General features: G+C 44.0%; 22 protein-coding genes. 10 read left to right on the top strand and 12 right to left on the bottom strand.

The window, feature by feature from the left end; translation table 11 throughout:
- Nucleotides 1-200 precede the first annotated feature (200 nt).
- Nucleotides 201-1,694, top strand: coding sequence for a glycerol kinase GlpK (gene glpK, locus HOP38_RS06355; RefSeq protein WP_198557687.1), 1,494 nt, complete (start codon nucleotides 201-203; stop codon nucleotides 1,692-1,694).
- 59 nt (nucleotides 1,695-1,753) lie between these two features.
- Here the strand turns inward: glpK and HOP38_RS06350 are convergent, their stop codons facing one another.
- Nucleotides 1,754-2,908 (bottom strand): benzoate/H(+) symporter BenE family transporter, encoded by a 1,155-nt coding sequence (locus HOP38_RS06350; RefSeq protein ID WP_124941001.1) that lies wholly within the window; start codon nucleotides 2,906-2,908, stop codon nucleotides 1,754-1,756.
- Nucleotides 2,909-3,006: 98 nt separating this feature from the next.
- Here HOP38_RS06350 and HOP38_RS06345 point away from each other — a divergent pair, with 98 nt between their 5' ends.
- On the top strand, nucleotides 3,007-3,546 hold the full coding sequence (locus HOP38_RS06345) for a helix-turn-helix domain-containing protein (protein ID WP_171388697.1): 540 nt from the start codon (nucleotides 3,007-3,009) through the stop codon (nucleotides 3,544-3,546).
- 42 nt (nucleotides 3,547-3,588) lie between these two features.
- Here HOP38_RS06345 and HOP38_RS06340 read toward each other — a convergent pair whose 3' ends face one another.
- Nucleotides 3,589-4,200, bottom strand: a complete 612-nt coding sequence (locus HOP38_RS06340) for a TetR/AcrR family transcriptional regulator (protein ID WP_124940999.1) — start codon at nucleotides 4,198-4,200, stop codon at nucleotides 3,589-3,591.
- A 111-nt stretch (nucleotides 4,201-4,311) separates the two neighbouring features.
- Here HOP38_RS06340 and HOP38_RS06335 point away from each other — a divergent pair, with 111 nt between their 5' ends.
- The 4 genes from HOP38_RS06335 to HOP38_RS06320 all read left to right on the top strand — a co-directional run bounded on the left by HOP38_RS06335 (nucleotide 4,312) and on the right by HOP38_RS06320 (nucleotide 7,713).
- Nucleotides 4,312-5,199 (top strand): DMT family transporter, encoded by an 888-nt coding sequence (locus HOP38_RS06335; RefSeq protein WP_198557686.1) that lies wholly within the window; start codon nucleotides 4,312-4,314, stop codon nucleotides 5,197-5,199.
- 11 nt (nucleotides 5,200-5,210) lie between these two features.
- Nucleotides 5,211-5,633, top strand: a complete 423-nt coding sequence (gene tsaA, locus HOP38_RS06330) for a tRNA (N6-threonylcarbamoyladenosine(37)-N6)-methyltransferase TrmO (RefSeq protein WP_006072273.1) — start codon at nucleotides 5,211-5,213, stop codon at nucleotides 5,631-5,633.
- Between the two features lie 146 nt (nucleotides 5,634-5,779).
- Entirely contained in the window at nucleotides 5,780-6,244 is a 465-nt protein-coding gene (locus tag HOP38_RS06325; RefSeq protein ID WP_198557685.1) for a hypothetical protein, read from the top strand.
- A gap of 164 nt (nucleotides 6,245-6,408) precedes the next feature.
- Nucleotides 6,409-7,713 carry an alpha/beta fold hydrolase gene (locus tag HOP38_RS06320; protein WP_198557684.1) on the top strand — a complete coding sequence of 435 codons (1,305 nt, stop codon included), beginning with the start codon at nucleotides 6,409-6,411 and terminating at the stop codon, nucleotides 7,711-7,713.
- Nucleotides 7,714-7,764: 51 nt separating this feature from the next.
- Here the strand turns inward: HOP38_RS06320 and HOP38_RS06315 are convergent, their stop codons facing one another.
- Nucleotides 7,765-8,649 carry a LysR substrate-binding domain-containing protein gene (locus HOP38_RS06315; protein ID WP_198557683.1) on the bottom strand — a complete coding sequence of 295 codons (885 nt, stop codon included), beginning with the start codon at nucleotides 8,647-8,649 and terminating at the stop codon, nucleotides 7,765-7,767.
- Between the two features lie 105 nt (nucleotides 8,650-8,754).
- Between HOP38_RS06315 and HOP38_RS06310 the strand changes: the two genes are divergently transcribed.
- Nucleotides 8,755-10,005: a D-amino acid dehydrogenase gene (locus HOP38_RS06310; protein WP_198557682.1), complete on the top strand. Its 1,251-nt coding sequence runs from the start codon at nucleotides 8,755-8,757 to the stop codon at nucleotides 10,003-10,005.
- A 28-nt stretch (nucleotides 10,006-10,033) separates the two neighbouring features.
- Here HOP38_RS06310 and HOP38_RS06305 read toward each other — a convergent pair whose 3' ends face one another.
- The 4 genes from HOP38_RS06305 to HOP38_RS06290 all read right to left on the bottom strand — a co-directional run bounded on the left by HOP38_RS06305 (nucleotide 10,034) and on the right by HOP38_RS06290 (nucleotide 16,260).
- A complete protein-coding gene (locus HOP38_RS06305; RefSeq protein ID WP_038222536.1) occupies nucleotides 10,034-10,792 on the bottom strand; it encodes a DeoR/GlpR family transcriptional regulator in 759 nt (252 codons plus the stop codon).
- 31 nt (nucleotides 10,793-10,823) lie between these two features.
- Nucleotides 10,824-11,489 (bottom strand): HAD family hydrolase, encoded by a 666-nt coding sequence (locus HOP38_RS06300; RefSeq protein ID WP_006072262.1) that lies wholly within the window; start codon nucleotides 11,487-11,489, stop codon nucleotides 10,824-10,826.
- Between the two features lie 87 nt (nucleotides 11,490-11,576).
- The gene (locus tag HOP38_RS06295; RefSeq protein WP_198557681.1) at nucleotides 11,577-15,185 is read right to left on the bottom strand and encodes an ATP-binding protein; all 3,609 of its coding nucleotides are present in this window, start codon (nucleotides 15,183-15,185) and stop codon (nucleotides 11,577-11,579) included.
- Between the two features lie 37 nt (nucleotides 15,186-15,222).
- Nucleotides 15,223-16,260: an HD-GYP domain-containing protein gene (locus tag HOP38_RS06290; RefSeq protein ID WP_031494127.1), complete on the bottom strand. Its 1,038-nt coding sequence runs from the start codon at nucleotides 16,258-16,260 to the stop codon at nucleotides 15,223-15,225.
- Nucleotides 16,261-16,410: 150 nt separating this feature from the next.
- Between HOP38_RS06290 and HOP38_RS06285 the strand changes: the two genes are divergently transcribed.
- Nucleotides 16,411-17,430 (top strand): AbrB family transcriptional regulator, encoded by a 1,020-nt coding sequence (locus HOP38_RS06285; RefSeq protein ID WP_198557680.1) that lies wholly within the window; start codon nucleotides 16,411-16,413, stop codon nucleotides 17,428-17,430.
- Between the two features lie 3 nt (nucleotides 17,431-17,433).
- The gene (locus HOP38_RS06280) at nucleotides 17,434-17,706 is read left to right on the top strand and encodes a DUF134 domain-containing protein (protein ID WP_006072255.1); all 273 of its coding nucleotides are present in this window, start codon (nucleotides 17,434-17,436) and stop codon (nucleotides 17,704-17,706) included.
- Nucleotides 17,707-17,720: 14 nt separating this feature from the next.
- On the opposite strand, the gene nqrM is transcribed toward HOP38_RS06280, so the two are convergent.
- The 4 genes from nqrM to HOP38_RS06260 all read right to left on the bottom strand — a co-directional run bounded on the left by nqrM (nucleotide 17,721) and on the right by HOP38_RS06260 (nucleotide 20,563).
- A complete protein-coding gene (gene nqrM / locus HOP38_RS06275) occupies nucleotides 17,721-17,873 on the bottom strand; it encodes a (Na+)-NQR maturation NqrM (RefSeq protein ID WP_198558262.1) in 153 nt (50 codons plus the stop codon).
- Between the two features lie 60 nt (nucleotides 17,874-17,933).
- Complete coding sequence (locus HOP38_RS06270; RefSeq protein ID WP_124940989.1) at nucleotides 17,934-18,374, bottom strand: NifB/NifX family molybdenum-iron cluster-binding protein; 441 nt, start codon at nucleotides 18,372-18,374, stop codon at nucleotides 17,934-17,936.
- 186 nt (nucleotides 18,375-18,560) lie between these two features.
- A complete protein-coding gene (locus HOP38_RS06265; RefSeq protein WP_198557679.1) occupies nucleotides 18,561-19,478 on the bottom strand; it encodes a pseudouridine-5'-phosphate glycosidase in 918 nt (305 codons plus the stop codon).
- The gene (locus HOP38_RS06260; RefSeq protein WP_088877095.1) at nucleotides 19,472-20,563 is read right to left on the bottom strand and encodes a PfkB family carbohydrate kinase; all 1,092 of its coding nucleotides are present in this window, start codon (nucleotides 20,561-20,563) and stop codon (nucleotides 19,472-19,474) included. Before HOP38_RS06260 ends, HOP38_RS06265 begins: the two co-directional genes overlap by 7 nt.
- A gap of 231 nt (nucleotides 20,564-20,794) precedes the next feature.
- Here HOP38_RS06260 and HOP38_RS06255 point away from each other — a divergent pair, with 231 nt between their 5' ends.
- Nucleotides 20,795-21,937 (top strand): HD-GYP domain-containing protein, encoded by a 1,143-nt coding sequence (locus HOP38_RS06255; RefSeq protein ID WP_006072246.1) that lies wholly within the window; start codon nucleotides 20,795-20,797, stop codon nucleotides 21,935-21,937.
- Here HOP38_RS06255 and HOP38_RS06250 read toward each other — a convergent pair.
- Nucleotides 21,934-22,698, bottom strand: coding sequence for a DeoR/GlpR family DNA-binding transcription regulator (locus HOP38_RS06250; protein ID WP_031493606.1), 765 nt, complete (start codon nucleotides 22,696-22,698; stop codon nucleotides 21,934-21,936). The genes HOP38_RS06255 and HOP38_RS06250 overlap by 4 nt on opposite strands.
- Nucleotides 22,699-22,740 lie beyond the last annotated feature (42 nt).

Raw genomic sequence — 22,740 nt, 5'->3', positions numbered from 1 at the left:
AGATCGAGTATTTTTTACACCTTTCACGAAAGTTTCATTAAACCAAGATAAATCAAGGAATGAGAACTCAACCTTTGCAATACGCCGGAAAGTTCATTAACATTAATTTCATGTATATTTGACATTTCGAACACTACAGTGTGCGGAAACGAACATTTCGCGATGACAGCGAAAAAGCATAAAGAAATAACGAGAAAGATATGGAAAGTAAGAAGAAAGTCGTCGTCGCACTAGATCAAGGAACGACTAGCTCCCGAGCTATTATTTTTGATCATGACGCGAATACGATCAGTGCTGCTCAGCGCGAATTCACTCAAATTTATCCTAAGCCCGGTTGGGTAGAACATGACCCGATGGAAATCTGGGCCACACAGCGCTCTTCCCTTACTGAAGTATTAGCTCAGTCTGACATTGCTAACGAAGAAGTCGCTGCGATTGGTATCACCAACCAGCGTGAGACCACCATTGTATGGGAAAAAGAGACGGGGCATCCTGTCTACAATGCTATTGTCTGGCAGTGCCGCCGTACGGCCGATTTTTGTGAAAAGTTAAAAGCCGACGGCCATGAAGACTACATTCGTGACACGACAGGTTTAGTGGTAGATGCTTATTTTTCTGGTTCTAAGATTGCATGGATTCTCGACAATGTTGAAGGTGCACGAGAACGCGCGGAGAAAGGCGAATTACTATTCGGTACTGTGGATACTTGGTTAATCTGGAAACTGACCCACGGTAAGTCTCACGTTACAGACGTAAGTAACGCATCACGCAGTATGCTGTTCAATATCCATACCCTAAAATGGGATGAGAAACTACTCGATATCTTCAACATTCCAAAATCCATGTTACCTGAAGTTAAATCGAGCAGCGAAGTCTATGGTTACGCCCATATTGGCGGAGGGACTGAAGACATTCCTATCAGTGGTATCGCAGGAGACCAACAAGCCGCCCTATTTGGTCAGCAGTGCTTTAAGAAAGGCATGGTCAAAAACACCTATGGCACTGGCTGTTTCTTACTTATGAACACTGGCGACAAGCCCATCGCTTCGAAACACGGTTTGCTCACTACCATTGGATATAAAGTTGGCAATGAGATCACTTATGCGCTCGAAGGTAGTGTGTTCATGGGTGGCGCAACGATTCAATGGCTGCGTGATGAGCTAGGACTCATCCAAGATGCTCAAGATACTCAGTACTTTGCAGAGAAAGTCGATGACTCCAACGGCGTGTATCTTGTACCTGCATTTGTTGGTCTAGGTGCGCCTTATTGGGACCCACACGCACGTGGCACTTTGACGGGATTAACACGCGGCACGAACCGCAACCACATTATCCGCGCAGCTCTTGAGTCCATCGCTTATCAAAGTCGGGATGTCTTACTTGCCATGGAAGAGGACTCAGGTATCAAGCTAAGCCAAATTCGCGTTGACGGCGGCGCCGTTGCTAACGATTTCCTGATGCAGTTCCAGTCCGATATTATGGGTAGCAAAGTCGTTCGTCCGGTTGTCAGAGAATCAACCGCTTTAGGTGCGGCAATGCTAGCTGGTCTCGCAGTTGGTTTTTGGCAAAACCAAGACGAGCTTGCTGACAAGAAAGAAATCGAGCGTACCTTTAGTCCGCAAATAGAGCGAAATGAAAGAGAAGCGTTGTACGCCGGTTGGTTAGACGCGATCAAGCGAACTAAATCACACTAAGGTATAGTTCTTCATGAACTTATTAAACCCGTACTCGAATAAACGAGTGCGGGTTTTTATTAGGCGTGACGCGTAAAGCGGCTATAAATCAACCCTACTGCTAAGCCAAGCAAGGTTGAGCTAATGCCTAAGAAACTAACGCCCGAAAGGGTCATCAAGAAAGTTAATAATGCCGCCTCTCGGTACTCTTCAGTCATAAATGCCGAGTGTAAACACATCAATAACGTTCCCAACAAGGCAAAACTGGCTAACATACTGGTAATATCAGCTGGCAGTGCGATAAAAAGAGCAACCACAGACGTCGCGAACAAACCGGCAGCGAGATAAAACACACCGGCCCATATTACCGCTTTATACCGCTGATTCTTGTCGGCATCCACTGAGTCGTTCATGCAGATAGCCGCTGAAATCGCTGCCAAGTTAGCACTAAAACCACCGAAAGGAGCGAAAATCATATTTGCAACACCAGTGGTAATTAACGACGACTTCACTGGTGTTTGATAGTGATAACTCTTCATCATCGCAACACCAGGCAAGTTTTGAGAAATCATAGTGATAAGATAAAGCGGTAGCGCAAGATTGAGTAACGCGGATACATCAAAAGTTACCGGCATCCAAACAGGCTTAGCCATCGCTATTTGAAACTCGACAGCGTCATGCGGCGTAACAAACCATGCACAGATTAATGCTACCGAAAGAAGGAGCAGCATGGCATACCTGGGAACAAAGTGCTTTGCCAGCAGATACGTCAGGAACATGATGATAAACAAGATTGGTGACGTCTGAAGTGGTTCAAAGCCTTTAAGACAGAAAGGTAACAGAATGGCCGCCAACATTGCAGTGCCAAGTGATGAAGGAATTCGCTTTAAGGCTTCACTAAGGGGACCAATCAGCCCTGTCACGGTAATCATTAAACCAGAAACCACAAAGGCACCTATCGCCTCACTTAACTGGTACTCCCCTGCTGACACAACTAACATCGCCGCCCCTGGTGTCGACCACGCGGTGAGAATAGGCATTTTGTAAAACCATGACAGACCTATTGAGGTTAGCCCCATCATTACGCCTAGAACCAACAGCCAGCTTTCGATTTGAACTGGGCTTGCGCCAGATTGCGTCGCAGCTTGAATGATGATGACCACAGAACTGGTATAGCCAACTAATACCGCAGTAAAGCCCGCAGAGACATGACTCAAACTAAAGATTCCTTTCATGTTAGTTCCTTATTTCATCAATAGTGCTATTCTTGTGCGTGATAACGCACAAACCTAAGAGTACCACTGTGCGTTATAACGCACAATAAGAGAACCCTATGAACGACACCGTTTTTAAATCGCAAATCGCGGCGCACTTAAAGCAAATCAGAAAACACAAAGGATTGAGCTTAGACGCAACTGCCAAGCTAACTGGCGTCTCCAAAGCTATGCTGGGACAGATAGAAAGGGGGGAATCAAGCCCCACAATTTCGACACTATGGAAAATTTCTAGTGGTTTGGAGGCGTCCTTTTCTGGGTTCTTCGCAAACGACCCTGTGCTACGTGACAGCGAAATGACGTTCCCAGAAGATGAAAACATGCTGGTCAATACCCTATTTCCCTATACCAGCGACACCAACATGGAAATGTTTGAAATTACGCTAGCTCAGCACCATTGCCAACTGTCTTCACCTCACAGCGTAGGCGTCATTGAGCATATCATTGTGTTGGAAGGCAACCTCGAGGTTTTTTTTGAAGATAAGTGGCATGCCGTCGCACAGGGTGAAAGTTTACGCTTTTATAGCGATCAGCCACACGGTTATAAAGCCGTAACCGAGAGGGCGGTATTTCAGAATATTGTCTGCTATCCAAACTAGCCCGACGCATTGTGATAGGAACTGATAGTTAAATCTAGGCTATCAGTTACCCTTCGAACATTCCCTATTCTCGATAATTGCGTCTAACAATAAGGTCGTTGCCGACGCTACATGCACTCGAATTTCACTTTCGTCCATATCTTGTCGGCCAAGTAAAATACTCATTCTTGGCGCAAGTAGCATACCCGTCCACAAGTCCACTAACGTTCCAGCATTCTGCACGCCAAAGCGCGTCTCGAAGAACTGTTTCAACTGTTCATCAGATTCGTCTGAACCAAGTGCAAAGAAACGGTCAACGATCTCTGGCGCTTGTGCTTGCTCTGCAATAAGGAGTCGCAGCGTTGCAAGATGATCATTTGAAAAATGAAATCGAACAAATGCGTAGCCAAATTCTAACAATGCATGGGTTGTATCAGGCTCTTTGAGATAGTAAGAAAACTGAGCGTTGTTACTTTCACCAATGAATCGCAACGTCGCATCAAACAAGTCCATCTTTGAAGGGAAGTAACGATACAAGGTTTGTTTAGTCACTCCCGCCTTACTGGCTACCGCATCCATACTTGCCATGCTGTAACCCTCTGACAGAAAAATGCTTTGCGCACCTTCCATAATAGCGCGACGTTTCTTCTCGCGATTTTGTTCAATCTTACTCATGCCCTACTCTCAGCTCTGAAATACCAATCATACTCTAGAGTATGATCACTATTGACACAAGATAATTTAAAAATCATACTGAGCAGTATGATTTTTAAATTAGAGGTTTTCATGTCCAATATCACCAGAAATTCATCCTTGTCGGTATCCAAACGCGCCAAAGGTTTCGCCCTTGCTGTCGCAGGAGCAATGCTTATGAGTCTTGACCCGATATTTATTCGTTACGCCCAAGTCAGCAGTTTCGACACCGCATTTCTGTTTGGGCTATTTAGTGCAGTGTCTATGCCACTTGTATTGAAACTGAATGACAATCGGGGAATAAAAAAAGCGGTCCAATCCAGCGGATGGCCACTATTGGTTGCAGGTTTACTTATGGTAGGCAGTGCTTCAGGCCTCATCTTTAGTGTTAAAAATACATCTATTGCCAATACCTTTATTATTCTTAGTACCACTCCAGCAATAGCCGCGATATTCAGTCGATTATGGCTTAAAGAACACATTAGCAAAGCTACCATGGTCGCGATCTTTGGTGTAATGATAGGAATCGCAACCGTCGTCTCTGGCTCTATGAGCACAGGAACTTGGTTTGGCGACCTGCTCGCCATGTTTTCAGTGATTTGCTTGTCATTCATGTTTACGTTGCTTCGCAAATACCAAAACGTCAGTCGTCTCGCTGCGGTAGGCTTAGGAGGAATGCTACTCGCGCTGGTAATGCTGCCGTTTAATGTTCCTTCCGCATATAGCATGGAAACTTGGTTAATTATGGCATTAATGGGACTAATTACTGCACCAGCAGGCCGAGTACTCTCCATGGTATCTACCCGATATATTACGGCACCAGAAGTATCTATGACACTAATGTTAGAAACAGTATTGGCCCCCATCTGGGCATTAACTTTCTTTCACGAAATACCGGCTAACGCCAGCATTGTTGGCGGAGCGATTATCCTAGCAACCATTTTCCTTTACACAAAGTTCGCGCTTAGCAATCATCAATAGGAATATTAACAATGAAGCCAACCTTAGATTCTATCGGGCATATTACTACGCCTTATCAACATATAAGCGACTGTCCCAACAACATTCAGCCAACAGATGGTCCAATGTGTACTATTCATATCAATCCGGCCTACAATGAGGGGATAAAAGGTCTATACAAAGGTGATTCGATACTAGTGCTTTATTGGTTGAACGAAGCCCAGAGATCATGCGATGTCTATGGAGATGACACCAATCACCCCAAAGGGACATTTGCGCTACGTACACCACATAGACCAAACCCTATCGGTGCTGCGATAGTTGAGATCGAAGGAATTAAAACGAATCAAATTTTCGTACGCGGACTAGACTGTCTGAACAGTACACCACTTCTTGATATCAAACCTGCTATTTACAAAGAGCTGCCAAGTTTTAGTCATATCACTATTACATAACTAAATTTCAGAAAGTTATCTATCGTCGCGCATATCTCTAACATCCGAGACTATTATTATTTATTTACACAGCAATTGTTGCAATTGCAACAATTGCTGTGTAATCTTTGCGTAATTCATACGATGACCACTCGAGGCTGACCACTATGCGACCTATCATTCCTGCTCTACACCGAACTGCAGCGATCATTGCTTTTGCTTTGATTTTGTCATTCTTCACCAGCAGCGTTTTAGTCGAGCTGTTTGGAAGTGAGCAAGCTGTGATTACCGTGAAAACTGCCATTTTCTTTGCCGTATGGGTTTTGATCCCTTGTATGGCAATCGCTGGTATCACTGGTTCAAAGCTCGCGCCAAAAGCAAATAAGGGAGTGCTTGGAGCAAAGAAAAAGCGGATGCCATTTATTGCAGCTAATGGCATGTTGGTGCTGCTACCTTGTGCGATCTATCTTCACACCCTTGCCTCTAAAGGCCAATTTGACCACACCTTTTATTGGATTCAAGGCATAGAGTTTGTCGCAGGTTTTATCAACTTAACGCTTATGGGATTAAATATTCGCGATGGCCTGAGTTTGAAAAATAAACGATCACCAAGTTTAAGTACCGAAAACTAATACCTGTGCGTCGATACTTTGTATTTGTTCGATTGTCACTAGCGTTTTCATTACAAAAACGTTAACGTCGGTGCTACTTCACTGCTGTTTCTTCGCATAGCGATTACCTCATTTTCTGACATTGCAGAAATAGCAGTTTCCCTATTCATCACGGAAGTTCGAATATGACAGTCAACACCGCCTCTTTCATCGACTCAGGTTTACGTTTTACCCCTCACAACTTTATTGTTCCATTAGATTATCAACACCCAAATAAGGGCAATATCAATGTCTTTGCGCGAGAAGTAACTCTTGTCGATGACACGGCAGACAAGCCGTGGCTAGTCTACTTTCAGGGAGGTCCCGGGTTCCCTTCACCCCGTCCGAATGGCAATAGTGGTTGGTTAAAACGCGCTTTACAGGATTACAAAGTACTTTTACTGGACCAAAGAGGCACCGGAAACAGCACCGTAATCAGCCATCAAACCTTGGCAAGTCAAACACCACAGCAGCAAGCAGATTACCTCAGCCATTTTAGAGCGGACAATATTGTTCGCGATGCAGAGTCTATTCGTAAACAGTTTGGTGTTAAGCAATGGGCAACTCTCGGTCAAAGCTTTGGTGGTTTTTGTTCATTAACCTACCTCTCTTTATTTCCAGAAAGCTTATCGCGTTCATTTATCACAGGTGGTGTACCATCAATTTCGCGTCATCCAGACGACGTCTATCAAGCGACATTTAAGCGTACCAGAGAGAAAAATCAGGCATTCTTTCGTCAGTTCCCTCATGCACAAACGCTCTGTAAGAACATTGCCAATCACCTAATGAATAATGACGTCTACTTGCCTAATGGCCAGCGTTTCACCGTTGAGCAATTTCAACAGATTGGCATTAATTTTGGTATGAGTGATACCTTCTTACCGACTTATTACAACTTAGAAAACGCTCTGGTTGAGGTCAACGGTGAGACTATTATGCGTTATGAGTTCCTTAATGAAATGTTGATGCAACAGGGTTTTCAAACTAACCCTATCTACGCCTTGCTGCACGAATCCATTTATTGCCAAGGCTTTAGCTCGAATTGGTCTGCACATCGAGTACGTCAAGAGCATAGTGAGTTCAATTACTCTGGCGAAGAAAGCGAATTCTACTTTACTGGAGAAATGGTCTTCCCTTGGATGTTTGAACAATACGAGTGCTTAAAACCACTGAAAGAAGCCGCAGATCTGCTGGCAGAGAAATCAGACTGGGGCAAACTGTATGATGCCGAAACACTCGCCAATAACTCAGTTCCAGTAAGTTGCGCTGTTTATGCCGACGATATGTTCGTAGAAATGGATATCAGCCGCGAGACCCTTGCACTGATGCCTAATGCTAAAGCTTGGATTACCAATGAATACGAACACAATGGACTGCGGGCGGATGGTGAGCGCATTCTTAACAACCTGATTACCATGGGTAATCATACTTATCATTGCCAACAGGCTTAATGCTCTTGCTCACCTCAGCTGCGCACGGTGAGGTGAGCCTTTTATCTCACTTTACTGTACTTGTTCTTGCAGCCAACTCTTAAACAGTCGCGTATAAGGATTGTCAGTATGGGTGATGACGAAATATCCGGCATTCGCCGCCATCTTATCAAATGGTGCAACTAGCCTCCCTTGCGCGACTTCTTCTCCTAGCAAGGCTGTCCGAGCCAGAGCAATACCAACTCCGGCCTCGGCAGCCGACATCGCCATATCTGTACGATTGAAGAAATGCCCTTGGTTGGTGTCAAAATCCAGACTCTGTTGAGATGCCCAGTACAGCCATTCATAATCTTTAGGTGCACCTTCCCACGGCATAAGATCATGCAATAGTGTCACTTGTTCCCACGCTCTATTGCTAGTTGCCAAATCTGGGTAACGCTGCCAGTAATCATGACTCATTACCGGAATCAGTGATTCTTCTAGCAGTAATTCTGCATCGGAGCGTTTATAAGGTATCGGCCCATAATCTATCGCAACATCAAAATCGCGGCTGTCGCTATCAACGAGTGCGCCTTCAGCGAAAGTGTGTATCTGAACATCGGGATAACGGCGATAGAAGTCCTCCAATCGAGGCACTAACCACTTAAAGGCAAACGACGGGGTGAGTTTTAATCGTATCTGTTTGCGCTCAGACACCCGTGTTAGTTGAAACACCGCTTCTTCAATGGACAATAGATGATGACTCGCCGCTTCTACCAGTTTGTTGCCACGTTCGGTGAGCCGAATTCCCCGAGCATGGCGTTCAAATACAGTAAAACCTAAGCGTTGTTCAATCTGATGTAGTTGCTGACTCACCGCACCGACCGTCAAATTCAGCTCCTTTGCCGCACTGGTAATGCTGGTGTGGCGCGCGACAATACAAATTAGATTGATACCATGAAGTACAGCAGATTTCATACCTAGCCTTTAGTTTTACTAAAATCTATTGTCAATTTATATCGATTGTTAATTAGATGTAAACCGTTCATTGTTGCTGAAAATTAAAAAATGTGAGAGTTGAATGTGAAAGTCGTCGTATTAGGAAGTGGAGTCATTGGGTTAACCAGTGCATGGTATCTGTCTCAAGCTGGCTTTGAGGTGACTGTCGTCGACCGTCAATCCAGAGCTGCGGAAGAGACAAGCTTCGCCAATGCGGGACAAATTTCCTACGGCTACTCCTCTCCATGGGCAGCACCAGGGATTCCCACAAAAGCACTCAAATGGCTTTTTGAGCAGCACGCACCGTTAAAAATAAAGCCTAGCTTAAGCCCTGAACTGATTCACTGGGCGAGCCAAATGTTGTTGAATTGCCAACTTAGTCATTACAAAACCAATAAAGCTCGCATGTTGACCATTGCTAATCGCAGTAGAGACTGTTTAGCCCAGCTTAATAAACAATACCAACTGCAATACCAAGGACGCATGCAAGGCACACTGCAGATCTTTCGCAAACACGAGCAATTGAATTCTGTAGAAAAAGATATGGCGCTACTCAGAGAGAGTGGTACTCAGTTTCAACTACTCGATAGACAGCAGTGCTTACAACAAGAGCCTGGACTAGAAAATATGAACGGTAAACTAGTCGGCGGGCTTTATCTACCGGATGATGAGACCGGTGACTGCTATTTGTTTTGCCAGCAACTACAAACCTTGGCGGAGCAAGCAGGTGTCAAGTTCCTATTTGATACCAATATTAATGAACTAGAGGTTGATAAGCAGTGCATCAGGGGGGTTAACACGTCACAAGGCACAATAACAGGTGATAGATTCGTCGTCGCACTAGGAAGCTACTCCAAATCTTTGTTAGCGCCTCTTGGTATTGATCTACCGATTTATCCGGTAAAAGGCTATTCATTAACACTTCCGGTGATCGATGATGAGCAAGCACCTACCTCTACCATTATGGACGAAACCTACAAAGTCGCGGTGACTCGATTTGATGAGCGCATCCGTGTTGCTGGAACAGCGGAGCTCGCAGGGTTTGATGCAACACTTCCCGACAAGAGACTTGCCACACTCAACCATGTCGTCAGCAACCTTTTTCCTAGGGGCGCAGACCTTACTCAAGCGGAATACTGGAGCGGGTTTAGACCAATGACACCAGATGGCACACCGATTATTGGCAAAACATCGATCAAAAACCTTTACACCAATACAGGACACGGCACCTTAGGCTGGACGATGGCATGTGGTTCGGCGGATATTCTAACCGAGTTAATGGCTTCAGATGGTTGTCTAGAACTAGCAGAACTGAGCATTGAGAGGTACCAGTAGAAGTACCGAAAATGTACGGCAGGTGTGTTTAACACACCTGCAAATCTACCTCATTATGTTCAAGAATATCTACTAATTCTTGAGGGGGCATCGCGTCAGTGTAAAATGCATCTACTTGAGAAATATGACCAAGATTGACCATAGCACCTCGGTTAATTTTGGTGCTATCTGCCGCAAGTATCGTTTGCCCTGAACAAGCAATTATCGCTTGTGCAATACGAACTTCAGAAAAATCAAAATCGAGAAGACTGCCATCTTCGTGTATACCAGAGATACCGATGATGCCGTAATCGAGTCGGAACTGCTCGATGAACTCTTTCGCCGCCTCTCCGATAATACCGCCGTCTTTATTACGAATCTGTCCACCAGCAACAATCACCGTGAAGTCATCTTTGACTCGTAATATGTTGGCAACGTTAATATTGTTGGTAACAATCTTAAGATCTTTATGCTCAAGTAGTGCCGTCGCTACCGCTTCTGTTGTCGTGCCGATGTCAATAAACAAAGAGGATGAGTTTGGTATACGCTTTACCAGTTCGTTGGCAATGCGGTTTTTTTCATCTTGATACCGTACTTTACGTGAAGAGTAGGCTTCGTTTTCAGTACTAGAGTGAAGCGATGCGCCCCCGTGATGACGAGTAACAAGCCCTTGCTTCGCCAAATCATTTAAATCTCGGCGAATGGTTTGTGGGCTTACGCCAAACACATCCACGAACTCTTCAGTGTTCAAAAAGCCCTTTTCTGAAAGCATGGCAAGTATTTGTCTGTGGCGTTGGGTTTGCTTCAAAACATCACTCCAGTTCGAGTTCTTTTAAAATCTACTTAATAGTATAACTATCTGAAAGTTCACGGTATACCTCAAATAACGAAGTTCTAGTTTTCGCATTCAGAGCTTTCACATCTTCACAAGGCGAGACGAGATCGGGAATTTGGTAAGTATGCATAGAGGCCGCAACAGCCGCTTTGACGCCGTTGTTCGAATCTTCAAATGCTAAACATGTTTCTGATTCAACCCCAAGTCTTTGCGCCGCCAAATGATAAATCTCTGGGTCAGGCTTGCCTCTAGTCACCTCACAACCCGTTGCTAAACAGTCGAAGTACTTATCTAAGCCTGCCAATTTCAGTTTAGCTTCAGCGACATTTCGGTGAGTCGATGTCGCCACAGCGAGAGGAATATTTTTTGATTTCAAGAAATCCAGTAGTTCAATTACGCCATGCTTTTTCGGAATAGCTTGATGGAACACAACCGAATCATAGCTTTTTCGCCACTCATCATTAATTACCTTGTAATCAATAATATCCTGATACGCCTCACCGAGTTTGCTATGAATGGTCTTTGAATTGCATCCAATAATAGATAAATAGCTCTGCTCTAAGAAAGGTACACCGAGCGTTTGGCATGCCTTTTCAAAAATGCCTTTACAGACATTTTCTGTATCGAGAAGCAATCCATCCATATCGAAAACTGCTGCTTTAAAGTTCATGAACTACCTTACTTACCTTCAAAAAACGCCGAGTATAGCAGATTCCCGACTAAGAAAGGTCGAGCAGCCCTTTAATAGCTTATCCTTTTATTTTCCACCTAATGACGCTTTGTAAGCTTGAAGGATAGCGCTCATCTTCTCAAAGTCATAATGTCCGAGCGCCACTTTTAAATCATTAATTACTTCCTCCGCGAGTCCGGCTTGAGACAAATAATCAACATCGCTCAATAACTCTGATACTTGCATATCAAAGTCCTCTGACAGAGCAATCAACTCATTAATTCGCTGCAGTTGCGGTTCGCTAAATGGAATCTCGAACTCTTGGGGTTCAGGGACACTTATTGATAAAGTGTTTTGGATTAAGCTCTCAACTGTACGTTCAAGTTGAGTGTTGAGCATTGTAACTTCTTGTTCAACCGAACCGCCTTGCTTTAGCTGCCTTTCTATTTGGTCACAAATTTCAGCAATATCAGCCAACCCCAAGTTGCCAGCAGCACCTTTTAAAGTATGAACCTCAAACATTGTAGCTTCGCTGATCTGTTCTTCTGAAGTACCTATTCTCACTCCGGAGTATTGTTCGATAAATCGTTGAATGAGTTTTTGATGCAGTGCCTCATTACCTCCAGCTAAGCGCAGGCCTATTTCAGATCCAGCCAGTCTTTCAATGTCGAGATGATCAACTGAAGACTGTTTGCTTGGCTGAATCCATTTGGCCATCACTTGGAACATTTCTTCAAGAATAATCGGCTTACCAATCACATCATTCATTCCACAGGCCAACGCCTTTTCTTTATCATCGATCATCACACTAGCTGTCATAGCTATTACGGGAAGCTCAACTAGACCAAGTTCTTTTCGAATATTCCTCGTGGCTTCATAACCGTCCATGATGGGCATTTGACAGTCCATCAGTACTCCATCATAGATTTCCGATTGCAAGGAGGTCACGGCCTCTTGTCCGTTTTCCACCACATCAACGGAAAGTCCTTTCGATTGCAGTAACTCTCTTGCTACCTCCTGATTGATCGTATTATCTTCTACCAATAGAACTTTAGCGCCTTGTAATGATACTAGTGCTCGCTTTAGTTCTTCGCTATGGCTTCGATAATGCCCTACACGTGGCGACTCATTCAATGCAGCTGCAATCAAAGCATCGTGCAATGTAGAAGCAGTAAACGGCTTTTCCAAAACACTGGCGACTTGAATATCAGTCTCTTCTAACGCTTCAATGATATCTTGTCGAGAATCAGAGCACAGAATGATCAGCTTTGCGGTTAAGACTTGGGGCGCACGTTCTCGCATGGACAAGATCGTTTCTATGTTATCGGACACTTCATTTCGCCACCCATAAAGAACAACATTGGGAATAGTTTTCCCCTGATTAAGCGCTGACTCAAGTTGATCTAAGTCGCGATAGCTGTCCACCTTGCATTGGATTCTTTCCAGCTGACTTAGCACCACTTGTTCTGATTCTTTCGAGCTATCTATCAGTGCTAATTTCTGACTCTGCAACTGAGCTGGATAAAACACCGTTGCGTTACTCTCTGAAACACCTAGCACCAGTGAAAAGCTAAAGCGAGCACCTTCGCCTAACCGACTCTCAACACTGACTTTACCTCCCATCAGCTCAACTAGATTTTTGGTAATGGAAAGACCCAACCCCGTCCCACCATATTTGCGAGTCGTGGATGAGTCTGCTTGAGAAAATGACTGGAACAGTGAGTCTATCTGCTCGCGAGTCATTCCAATGCCCGTATCTTTAACCGCGAAATTAATTTTGCACTCTCGCTCCCTCATCATCGCAGTTGATACCTTAACGCGTACTTCACCTGTCTCAGTAAATTTCACAGCATTGGAAGTCAAGTTCGTTAACACTTGTTTAATTCGCAATGGGTCGCCGATGAGTTGGTCGGGCACATCCGAAGCGACATCAATAATAAGTGATAGCTTTTTCTGTTTAGCACTGTCATCAATCAGGCTAATCACCTCCTCCAACACACTGTCTAAAGAGAAATTAATTGATTCAATTTCCACTTTTCCTGCTTCGATCTTCGAGAAATCAAGAATATCATTAATGATACCTAACAAGGCTTGAGCGGAGCTATTAACCTTGCTGATGTAATGACGCTGTTTGTTATCAAGTTTGGTCTCTAAAGCAAGGTGACTCATACCAATAATGGCATTCATCGGTGTGCGAATCTCATGACTCATATTGGCCAAGAAGTCTGATTTTGCCTGGCTTGCATTTTGAGTTTGGATATTACTTTCTTCCAACTCTTCGGTGACGATATGAAGCTCACGCTGTGATTTTCGAATCAGATAAGCAAGGAGAAGAATGGCCAAAGCAAACAAAATGCCGCCATAGGTTGTCATATTGGCAAGGCCCCTAGCTTCAGACATCTCATTAAATCGGCGATTTCTTATATCCAGAATGGCACCGTCGATATCAATAGCGGAATCCACCATCTGCTGTGCGATAGTACCTATATGACTCGACACTATTCGCAATTCTCCAAATCGCTCAAGGTAATTTTTAATTGCCGGTTCAAGTTCCTCAAACAGCACTTTTTCATCTAACTCTATTAATGAACCACGCAGTATGGAGGTGGTTTGCAGTCCCCTTTCTAAAACCATCACCACATTTTGAGCATGAATGGTTTTTGCTTCGGAAGACAAGGCCAGCGAAAAATCTCTATCGGTTTGCCTAGCACTGTCTAATTCTTGTATTAGTTCAGTCACACTCTTCGATAGGTCCAGTCGTCGAGCCATCAAATTTTGAATGGCCGCTACTTTTGACTGAGCTCGCTCAAACACCAAGGTCTCGTTATTCCGTAGGTCCAACGCAGACTGTGCTAGGTCGAACGCAACACGACTTAAATCTGCCAAAGCGGGGTCATCTAGTCGAATTCCTTTCTTAACCTTATCACTTCGAAACACAGTCAAATTCTCATAATAAGCGCGCTCTAGTTGCTCCAACTCAACCAATAACTCCCGACTACGAGTGTCTTTGATTCGATCTTCCAAAAAATCCAAATAGCGCGATATTTTCTTCAATTCTCCTTTGCTAAGGTGATATTCCTTTAAATTTCCTGATACCAGAAAATCCTTCGCATGGTTGCGTGCTGACTCAACAGCAACGGAGAGCTGGAAAGAGGCCGTTGAGTTACGGGAAATATCACTCATTGATTGGCGCAAGCTATCCACCAAGCGTTTATCTTTCTCAATATATTTTATCTGTAAGCTATGAAGAGCATCGGCGATAGAACTCGCTCGTTGAGCCGCCTCAACCATCTGTTCTCTTTTTTCGACTGACTCCCAAGACAACGCCACGTATCTTTGAAAATCTGCTCGATATTGAGTAATTTGACTGACTAGTTCTTTGGTCCCTGAACTATCTTCATGCCTTTCTAAATGAAACGTTTCGGACAGTTTCAGTGCTTCTGTCATATGAGAAAGCGCGACTTCCGACTCTCTCTCCGATAAGTCTCGGGTAAAGGAAAGCTCATGCAGTCTTGCTCTATCTAATGTAAGAAGCAGCTGCCCCGCACCTTCATACCGATCGACAGAACGAAACAACTTGTCTAGGCTGAACCACGCTGCTAAGCCGACACTGAGGAGCAGTACCAACACCACGAGAAAGCCAGCTGCAATTTTGTTTGAAGTTACGATGGAATGTTTAACGCTTTCAGAATTCATGTTTGTTGGTTACATCCTGTAATAGTGACTAGCGAAATTAATCAGCAAATGCACGTTTGATTTGTTCTATCTCAGGCTCCATACCAACAAAAGCCGCAACTAAGTCTGGCTGAAAATGAGAACCTGATTCTTTGCGCAGGTATTCGAAGGCATCCTCAGTCTTCCATGCTTGTTTGTAAGGGCGCTCGCTAGTTAACGCATCAAACACGTCAGCTATAGCAACGATTCTGGCGCTAAGAGGAATATCCTCTCCAGAAAGTCCTGACGGATAACCGCTACCATCCCATTTTTCATGATGACATTGAGCTATCTCTTTCGCTAAATCCAACAATGGTGACCGGTATGGACCCAGAATTGCGACACCATATTCCACATGCCGCTGCATCTCTTTCCATTCATGTTCGTCTAGTTTTTCAGGCTTCAACAACACATCATCAGCAATACCAATTTTGCCAATATCGTGCATAGGCGCCGCTTCAAACAATAACTCGACCCATTTAGGATCAGCGCCAATGTGCGTCGCTAACATTCGGCTGTAATGACTCATTCGTACAACGTGCATTCCGGTTTCGTTATCTTTAAATTCCGCCGCTCTTCCCAAACAGCTAATAATTTCTCTTTGAGTATCTTTGATGACTTGGGTGCGTTTCTGAACTAGCTTCTCAAGCTGTCGTTTTTGATGATGAAGTGATAAATGTGTTGCAACACGTGCTCTCACGATAGGAGGACTAACGGGTTTGATAATGTAATCCACAGCACCAAGCTCAAACCCTTTTGTTTCATCAGAAACTTCACCTTTTGCCGTCACAAATATCACAGGAATATCACTGGTTAAAGGATTTGCTTTGAGCTGCTCGCACACTTGATAGCCATCCATTTCTGGCATCATTACATCAAGCAAAACAATGTCTGGCCTGGGGACTTTTTGCGCAATTTTCAGGGCGATTCTGCCGCTAATCGCAACCTTTACTTTATAGGAATCTGTTAGAATCCCGTTCAGTACATCTAGGTTTTCTGGTGTGTCATCGACGACCAACACCGTAAACGGCTCTGTACTTTGCTCTACCTTACTCATCTCAGTCCAACCACTGTTATTATTATCAATAAAGTATTGTTTAGTTTGGATATATTGCAAATCTGAGTAGCATCAAATTCTGTAAATAGATGTCTTGAATTCCTGAAATCGCGTACAATCGTGTGAATTCATTTATCTGGTATGTTGTACATGGAAGTATTAAGAACCATCTTGGTAGGACTTATCGGGTCACTTCTTGGCGGTGTGTTACCGATACCGCTCGGTGAGCTATTTTCCGCGGCTCTCTTTGTTGTAATGTATCTGCGCTTAACCAAAACAGACGTAAGATTACCCAGTGCGATCCTCACTACGATTCAGATTATTCTTGGCCTGAGTATTGGTATCACTGTGCATACAAGTGAACTTATTGACTCTTTTTCACTGCCTTTATTTATGGGCTTGATTCTATGCATGTTGTCACAAACCACCGTGAATTTTTTCTGGCTCTATAAGCAAGAAAAATGGACGCCTTTTGAGTCCTTACTTGGCGCTATTCCCGGAGCAATGGCAGCAATTCTGGTAATCAGTGAAGAACAAGAAAAACCATCTCCCAAAATCATCTTTTCGCATTCAATCCGCTTACTTCTGCTAGTTGTCTTGGCGGGAATTGTTGCAACAACCGGGGAAGGAACGTCTCAGCTCAGCCAAACGGTTTCATTAGCACAAATCCCTTATCTTATTCTGCTTACTGTGCTGAGTTTTGTGTTTGGTAAGATCGTTGGAAAGATCGGTATCCCAGCCCCTTACCTGTTAACCAGTCTGATTGTTGCTGCGATGTTTAACGCTCAATTTTCGTCACTTCATTTGGTAGTACCTGAGCTATTTATTATGTTTGCAACAGCAATTCTAGGCGTGCTAATTGGCACCCGTTTGGCTCCTACATCATTAAAAGACGCCGTTGAATATTCTAGAGCTGGATTTATTGTAACTGCGCTGGGCGTCACCGTAACCTTAGTCTACGCCCTGATATTTAGTTACTTGACCAGCACAGATTGGGAAGTGTTATTGCTTGCTTGGGTACCTGGTAGCGTTGAAGCGATGACCGCAGTAGCTCTATTATTGGGTTTGGAACCCGCATTTGTTGCGATAAATCATGTGATGCGATTAATGATGTTGTATATGATGCCTGTGGTATTAAAATCGCCACTGCAAAGACTAAGTAGGATGTAAACAATGGCTAGGCCTAAAAAACAGCGTCGTATCTGCGGCCGTGCTCCCTTTGAATGTTTCAAACCTAATGGTGTACCACTTTCTGAGCTCGATAAGATGGCATTGTTACCCGATGAATTAGAGGCATTAAGGCTGGCAGATCTCAATGGTATGAACCAGATTGATGCAGCGAAAGAGATGCAAGTATCGAGGCAGACTTTTGCCAACATAGTAAAGTCTGCTCGTTTGAAAGTCGCGACTTGCCTAATTAACGGTCAAGCACTCGTTATCGAATAAGAACCCGTTAAAGATTAGTGCTTTCTAGGCTCTTGTATTTGATACAAGGTCTTATAAGTTGTCGCACACTTATCTTTGCAGTCACATTCGCCATCGATGCCAGCACTCGCAAGTCCACCACAACTACCTTGAATGGCTTTTCGCTTAAACATCACACCAATAGCCATTAACGCAATTGCCGCCAAAAACGCAATAATAGCGAACAGTACTTCCACAATGTTACCCCGTCACTTAATCGATTTGAGATTCATTCTAATATGATGGACCGTACTAGGCGCGAGTTTATTTCGTTTCGGTTCGTGGCCAGAACAGCAAGTATTGTGTTTTGGCTTATTCACCCGGCCATAATCAAGTGATTCCACTTTATTTAGGGTATCAAAGTCGATATCGTCAATATGTGTTCTGACAGGTGCAGACCTGACATTGACGCCCGAATTGAACAAAGCACCAAGCATTTTTTTGCCTATATTTCGAACCACGACGGTCTCTACGTCATATTGTTTGATGATGTCGAGCCAATGTTTTTTGTTCCCGCAGCCACCATTAGAAACGTCAGGTAAGGTCAACCTATGCTGACTATTTTTCGAAGTATCAACCAACAAAATTTGAGGTGCTTTGGCGAAATGAGACGATATAGAATCATTATTGAATGGGATAGCAACGATCATAAGAGTTCCTCCATTTGAACAATGGTGCTTAAATTACTCCTATATTTAGCATATGCCAATAACTAAATTTGCAATATTAACATCTTTAAAATGAGAAACAGCGTTTTCCCAAGTTCAAAAAGCCCCACCCTAGCAAATGAGCCTAACTAGGGCGGGGCTTGAATATAGAGACGAAGCTAGAAACTATTAAGCTTCACAATACGACTTAGCAATAGCGGCACCAAGACGAGCATTGTTTAAGACCAACTGAATGTTTGAATCAAGGCTGTTCCCACCTGTTAGTTCACAAACTCGAGCTAACAAGAATGGTGTCGATTCTTTACCAGCGATACCTTGCTCATCTGCTTCTGCCAACGCTTGCTCGATCGCAGAGTTGATAGTTTCCACTGGCATCGCGTATTCTACAGGGATTGGGTTGGCAATCACTGCACCACCAGTAAGTTGCATCTCCCACTTCGCTTTCAGCGCAATTGCGATCTCTTGTGCTGAGTCTAGGCGGTAGTCGATGCCATGCTCACTTTCACGGGTATAGAACGCTGGCAGACTATCGGTTTGATAACCAATAACAGGTACACCTTGCGTTTCCAAATATTCACGAGTAAGTGCTAAGTCTAGAATTGACTTCGCGCCTGCACACACTACAGCAACATCTGTATTTGCAAGCTCTTGAAGGTCAGCAGAGATATCAAATGTTTCTTGAGCACCACGATGAACACCACCGATGCCACCTGTAGCAAATACACGAATCCCTGCCATTTCTGCCAAAATCATTGTCGCTGCTACTGTTGTCGCACCGTCTTTTTCGCCTGCCACCATAAAAGGAATGTCACGGCGGCTGACTTTGGTCACGCTAGTACCGGCTTTACCCAAATATTCGATCTGTTCTTTATCTAAACCAACTTTTAGGCGGCCTTTTATGATAGCAATAGTCGCTGGAATAGCGCCTGATTCGCGGATTGTTTCTTCGACTAAAAGCGCGGTCTCTACATTGCGTGGATAAGGCATACCGTGAGAAATGATCGTTGATTCTAGTGCCACGACAGGTTTGTTTTCAGCCAATGCTTGCGCAACTTCAGGTTGAATATCTAGATACTTCTCTAACATGTTGATTCCTCTATTAAACGAGAGACTGCCTTTTCAGACATAATTGAATTAATTGTTGAACTGGATTGAAGTGCTAATCGGGCTGCACCAAGTGCAAACTCCACGCTCTGCTGCCAATCCCAGTTTTGTAGATAACCATGAGCAAGACCCGCCATCAGCGCATCACCCGCTCCGGTGACATTGTTTACTAGTGTTTTCGAAGCCGGGATAAACTCACCTTGACCCTCAACACTCGAATAGGCGCCCTCTTTACCTAAGCTGATTAGCAGACGCTTAACACCCAATGCGTGCAGTTTGTTAGCAACGTCTGGCAACTGATCCGGATGCTCAATCTTACAATCCGCCAACAGTTCGGCTTCAGAAAGGTTTGGTTTTAAGGTATGCACATATTCCAAATAAGGCTTTATTTTTCCTGCTTTAACTGATGACACAGGATCAACGAAAATTGCTTTATCCGCATGTGCGTGGAATAAATAATCCAGTGCCGACTCACTTAAGTTTGCGTCGAGCACAATGGCCGATGAGCGATTAAATACTGCAGCGCGTTTAGAAAGTTGCTCAACATTAAGCTCATCAATTAACGCCATATCGTTTAGTGCAAGCTGAAGCTCACCGCTCTGGTCGTGAATCGACAAATAAGTGCTGGTCGCTTTACCTGGAACGGTTAAACAATGGTCAACACCAACGCCTGCGTTTCGGCAAGAATCTAACAGCTGCTCGCCCCAAAGATCATCACCGATTGCACCAATAAACTGCACCTTACTGCCTAGTCGAGACAAGTTATCAGCAATGTTACGTGCAACACCTCCAGCTCCTGAAGTTAGTACACCAGGGTTAGAATCCCCCATCACCAAATCAGAACTTGAACGGCCACAAAGATCCATATTGGCACCGCCTATGACAGCGCTGAATCGTTCTGGAGCAATGACATAACCTTTGCCCTCAATGAAGCCTTTTTTAGTCAGGTTCATTATGTGGCCTGCAACGGCACTTCGACTTAAATCCAACATATCCGCAAGAGTATGCTGGGCTATCATTGGGTCTTGTTTGATTAACTCTAAAATCTGCTGCTCACGCTCAGTCATAAACACTTGTCCGGTTGTTCAAACTTTTGTTTGGATAGTAATTTGTCAAATTACTCGAAGCAAACGTTTTCCACGCTCAAAGATTCAACTTGATAACGTGATCACAGATCATTGCCACTAGGCGCATATTCACTCCTTTACACTTTCAATCGTGAAATCCGTCACTTGAAGAAGTCTCCTAGTAGTGGCTAATATTACAATAACCATATAAAAATTAATGATAAGAAACGTATGGATTATATTGATTGTATTGCCAGCACCAACCGAGCGTTAAGTTGTCGAAACGGCATTGATGAGCTCTTCAAAAGCCTCAGAAAAAAACACCCTTTTCTGTCGAGATTGTGTGTGTCCGTTACCAGTCACGACCATCTCGAAAACTTCCATGTCATTGACCATCAAGACACCAGCGATTACTTCGATGTCATTTCAATCCATGCAGAGCATTGCCAACCACTGACAAAAATCATAGATAATCAAGAAATTCGAGTAGTTGCAGACCTCAACGAGCTTAGCCCAAACACGAGAAATGAGCGGCTAAGGAAACTAGGACACCGAAGTAGCTTCACGATGGGATTAAAAATAGATGAGCGCCATGGGGCGGTGCTTTTCTTTAATGCTACTAAAGCCGACTATTTTAGCGACGGCGAGCTGCATGCGGACTTATTGTTTGTAAAAGAGGTGATCACAAGCTTACTTTGTCATGATAGGTACAAACATCAAATGTTTTTGCAGGCGTTGCAATTGGCACTTCGCATTAGTCATAAACGCGACCCCGAAACTGCAGACCATCTGCAACGTATGAGCCTTTACAGCAAGCTGCTGGCCGAATTATTAGCAGTAAAGTTACCTGTCGATCACCGTTTTATTCAATGGATTGAGCTCTATTCCCCTTTTCATGATATCGGCAAATATCGTATTCCTGACCATATTTTGTTTAGCCCTCATCGTTACACCCCTGAAGAAAAAGCCATCATGGATAAACACGTCGATTATGGTGTCGATATTATTGATGAAGTGTTGAACAACATTGATGTCATGACCGCCTCCAGCGCGGAGGTCGCATTTCTTAAGAATATTATTTACTGCCACCACGAACGATTCGATGGCAATGGTTATCCTTGCAAAATTATGGGGAATGACATTCCACTCGAAGCTCGCATCATCACTATCGCAGACGTGTTTGACGCCTTATTAAGCAAGCGTAGCTATAAGCACGCTTGGACAATGGACGATACTCAAAACTATATTCGCCAAGAAGCAGGAAGCTTGTTTGACCCTATCATTGTGCAAATGTTAATGGATAACATCGATAAGTTTAGAGCTATCTATGAGCGATTTCCGCCAGAGCCTTTGACATCAGGTCAAGTGGCTTAACTTACTCCTGAAGCCGAACCGAATATACGGTCAAAATAGCTAAGTGGCGCAACGCGGGCTCCGGCCTTCCGTTGCCATTTAGTACTGTTAGCCACTAGCCATTTTTGCTGCGAGCCGGCAATAATCGCTTGGCTGACAGAGGCTTCACGAAGCTGATGTTCCATGGCGTACTCTTCTTGTTTTAACTCTAGTGGTGAAATGTCGGCGCTCAATGAGACACTGGATGCGAGACTCACCGACGCACAACTCACTATCCCGATATCCGCGGAAAATTGGCCAAAGAAATGACCGATACTGTCACCCACAACATCACCATCGTTGGTTCTCAGTCGACCGCCTGGTATCCAAGTCTCTATATGGTCGTACTGAGACAATATATGAGCAGCCTGGAAGTTATTGGTCACAACTCTTAGCTCTTTCTGATTACCTAACTTTTCCGCGATGGCAGCTATGGTGGTGCCAATACCAAGAAACAAGGTACAGCCGTCCGGTATTAACTCAACCACTTGTTTTGCAATAATCTGCTTTTCACTCAAATTCGTTGCGCTGCGAGAGGCAAAGCTTCGGTTCGTTAATGTTGTGGGTAAACTGACGCCACCGTGATGACGTCTTGCCAGACCTAACGCACAAAGTTCGTTGATATCACGCCGAATGGTTTGTGTCGTGACATTAAAGTGAGCCGAAAGCTCTTCAATTGTGCAATATTCCTGATGCTGAATAAGTTCGATAACGTTTTGCTGCCGCAGGCTTAAATTATGCATTGTTTTTGGTTCTACTTTTTCAATATGTGTTATTCGATTTTA

Source organism: Vibrio mediterranei (genome assembly GCF_013364395.1).
In the GTDB taxonomy this organism is placed as follows: domain Bacteria; phylum Pseudomonadota; class Gammaproteobacteria; order Enterobacterales; family Vibrionaceae; genus Vibrio; species Vibrio mediterranei.
This window is presented reverse-complemented; position numbering and strand designations above follow the sequence as displayed.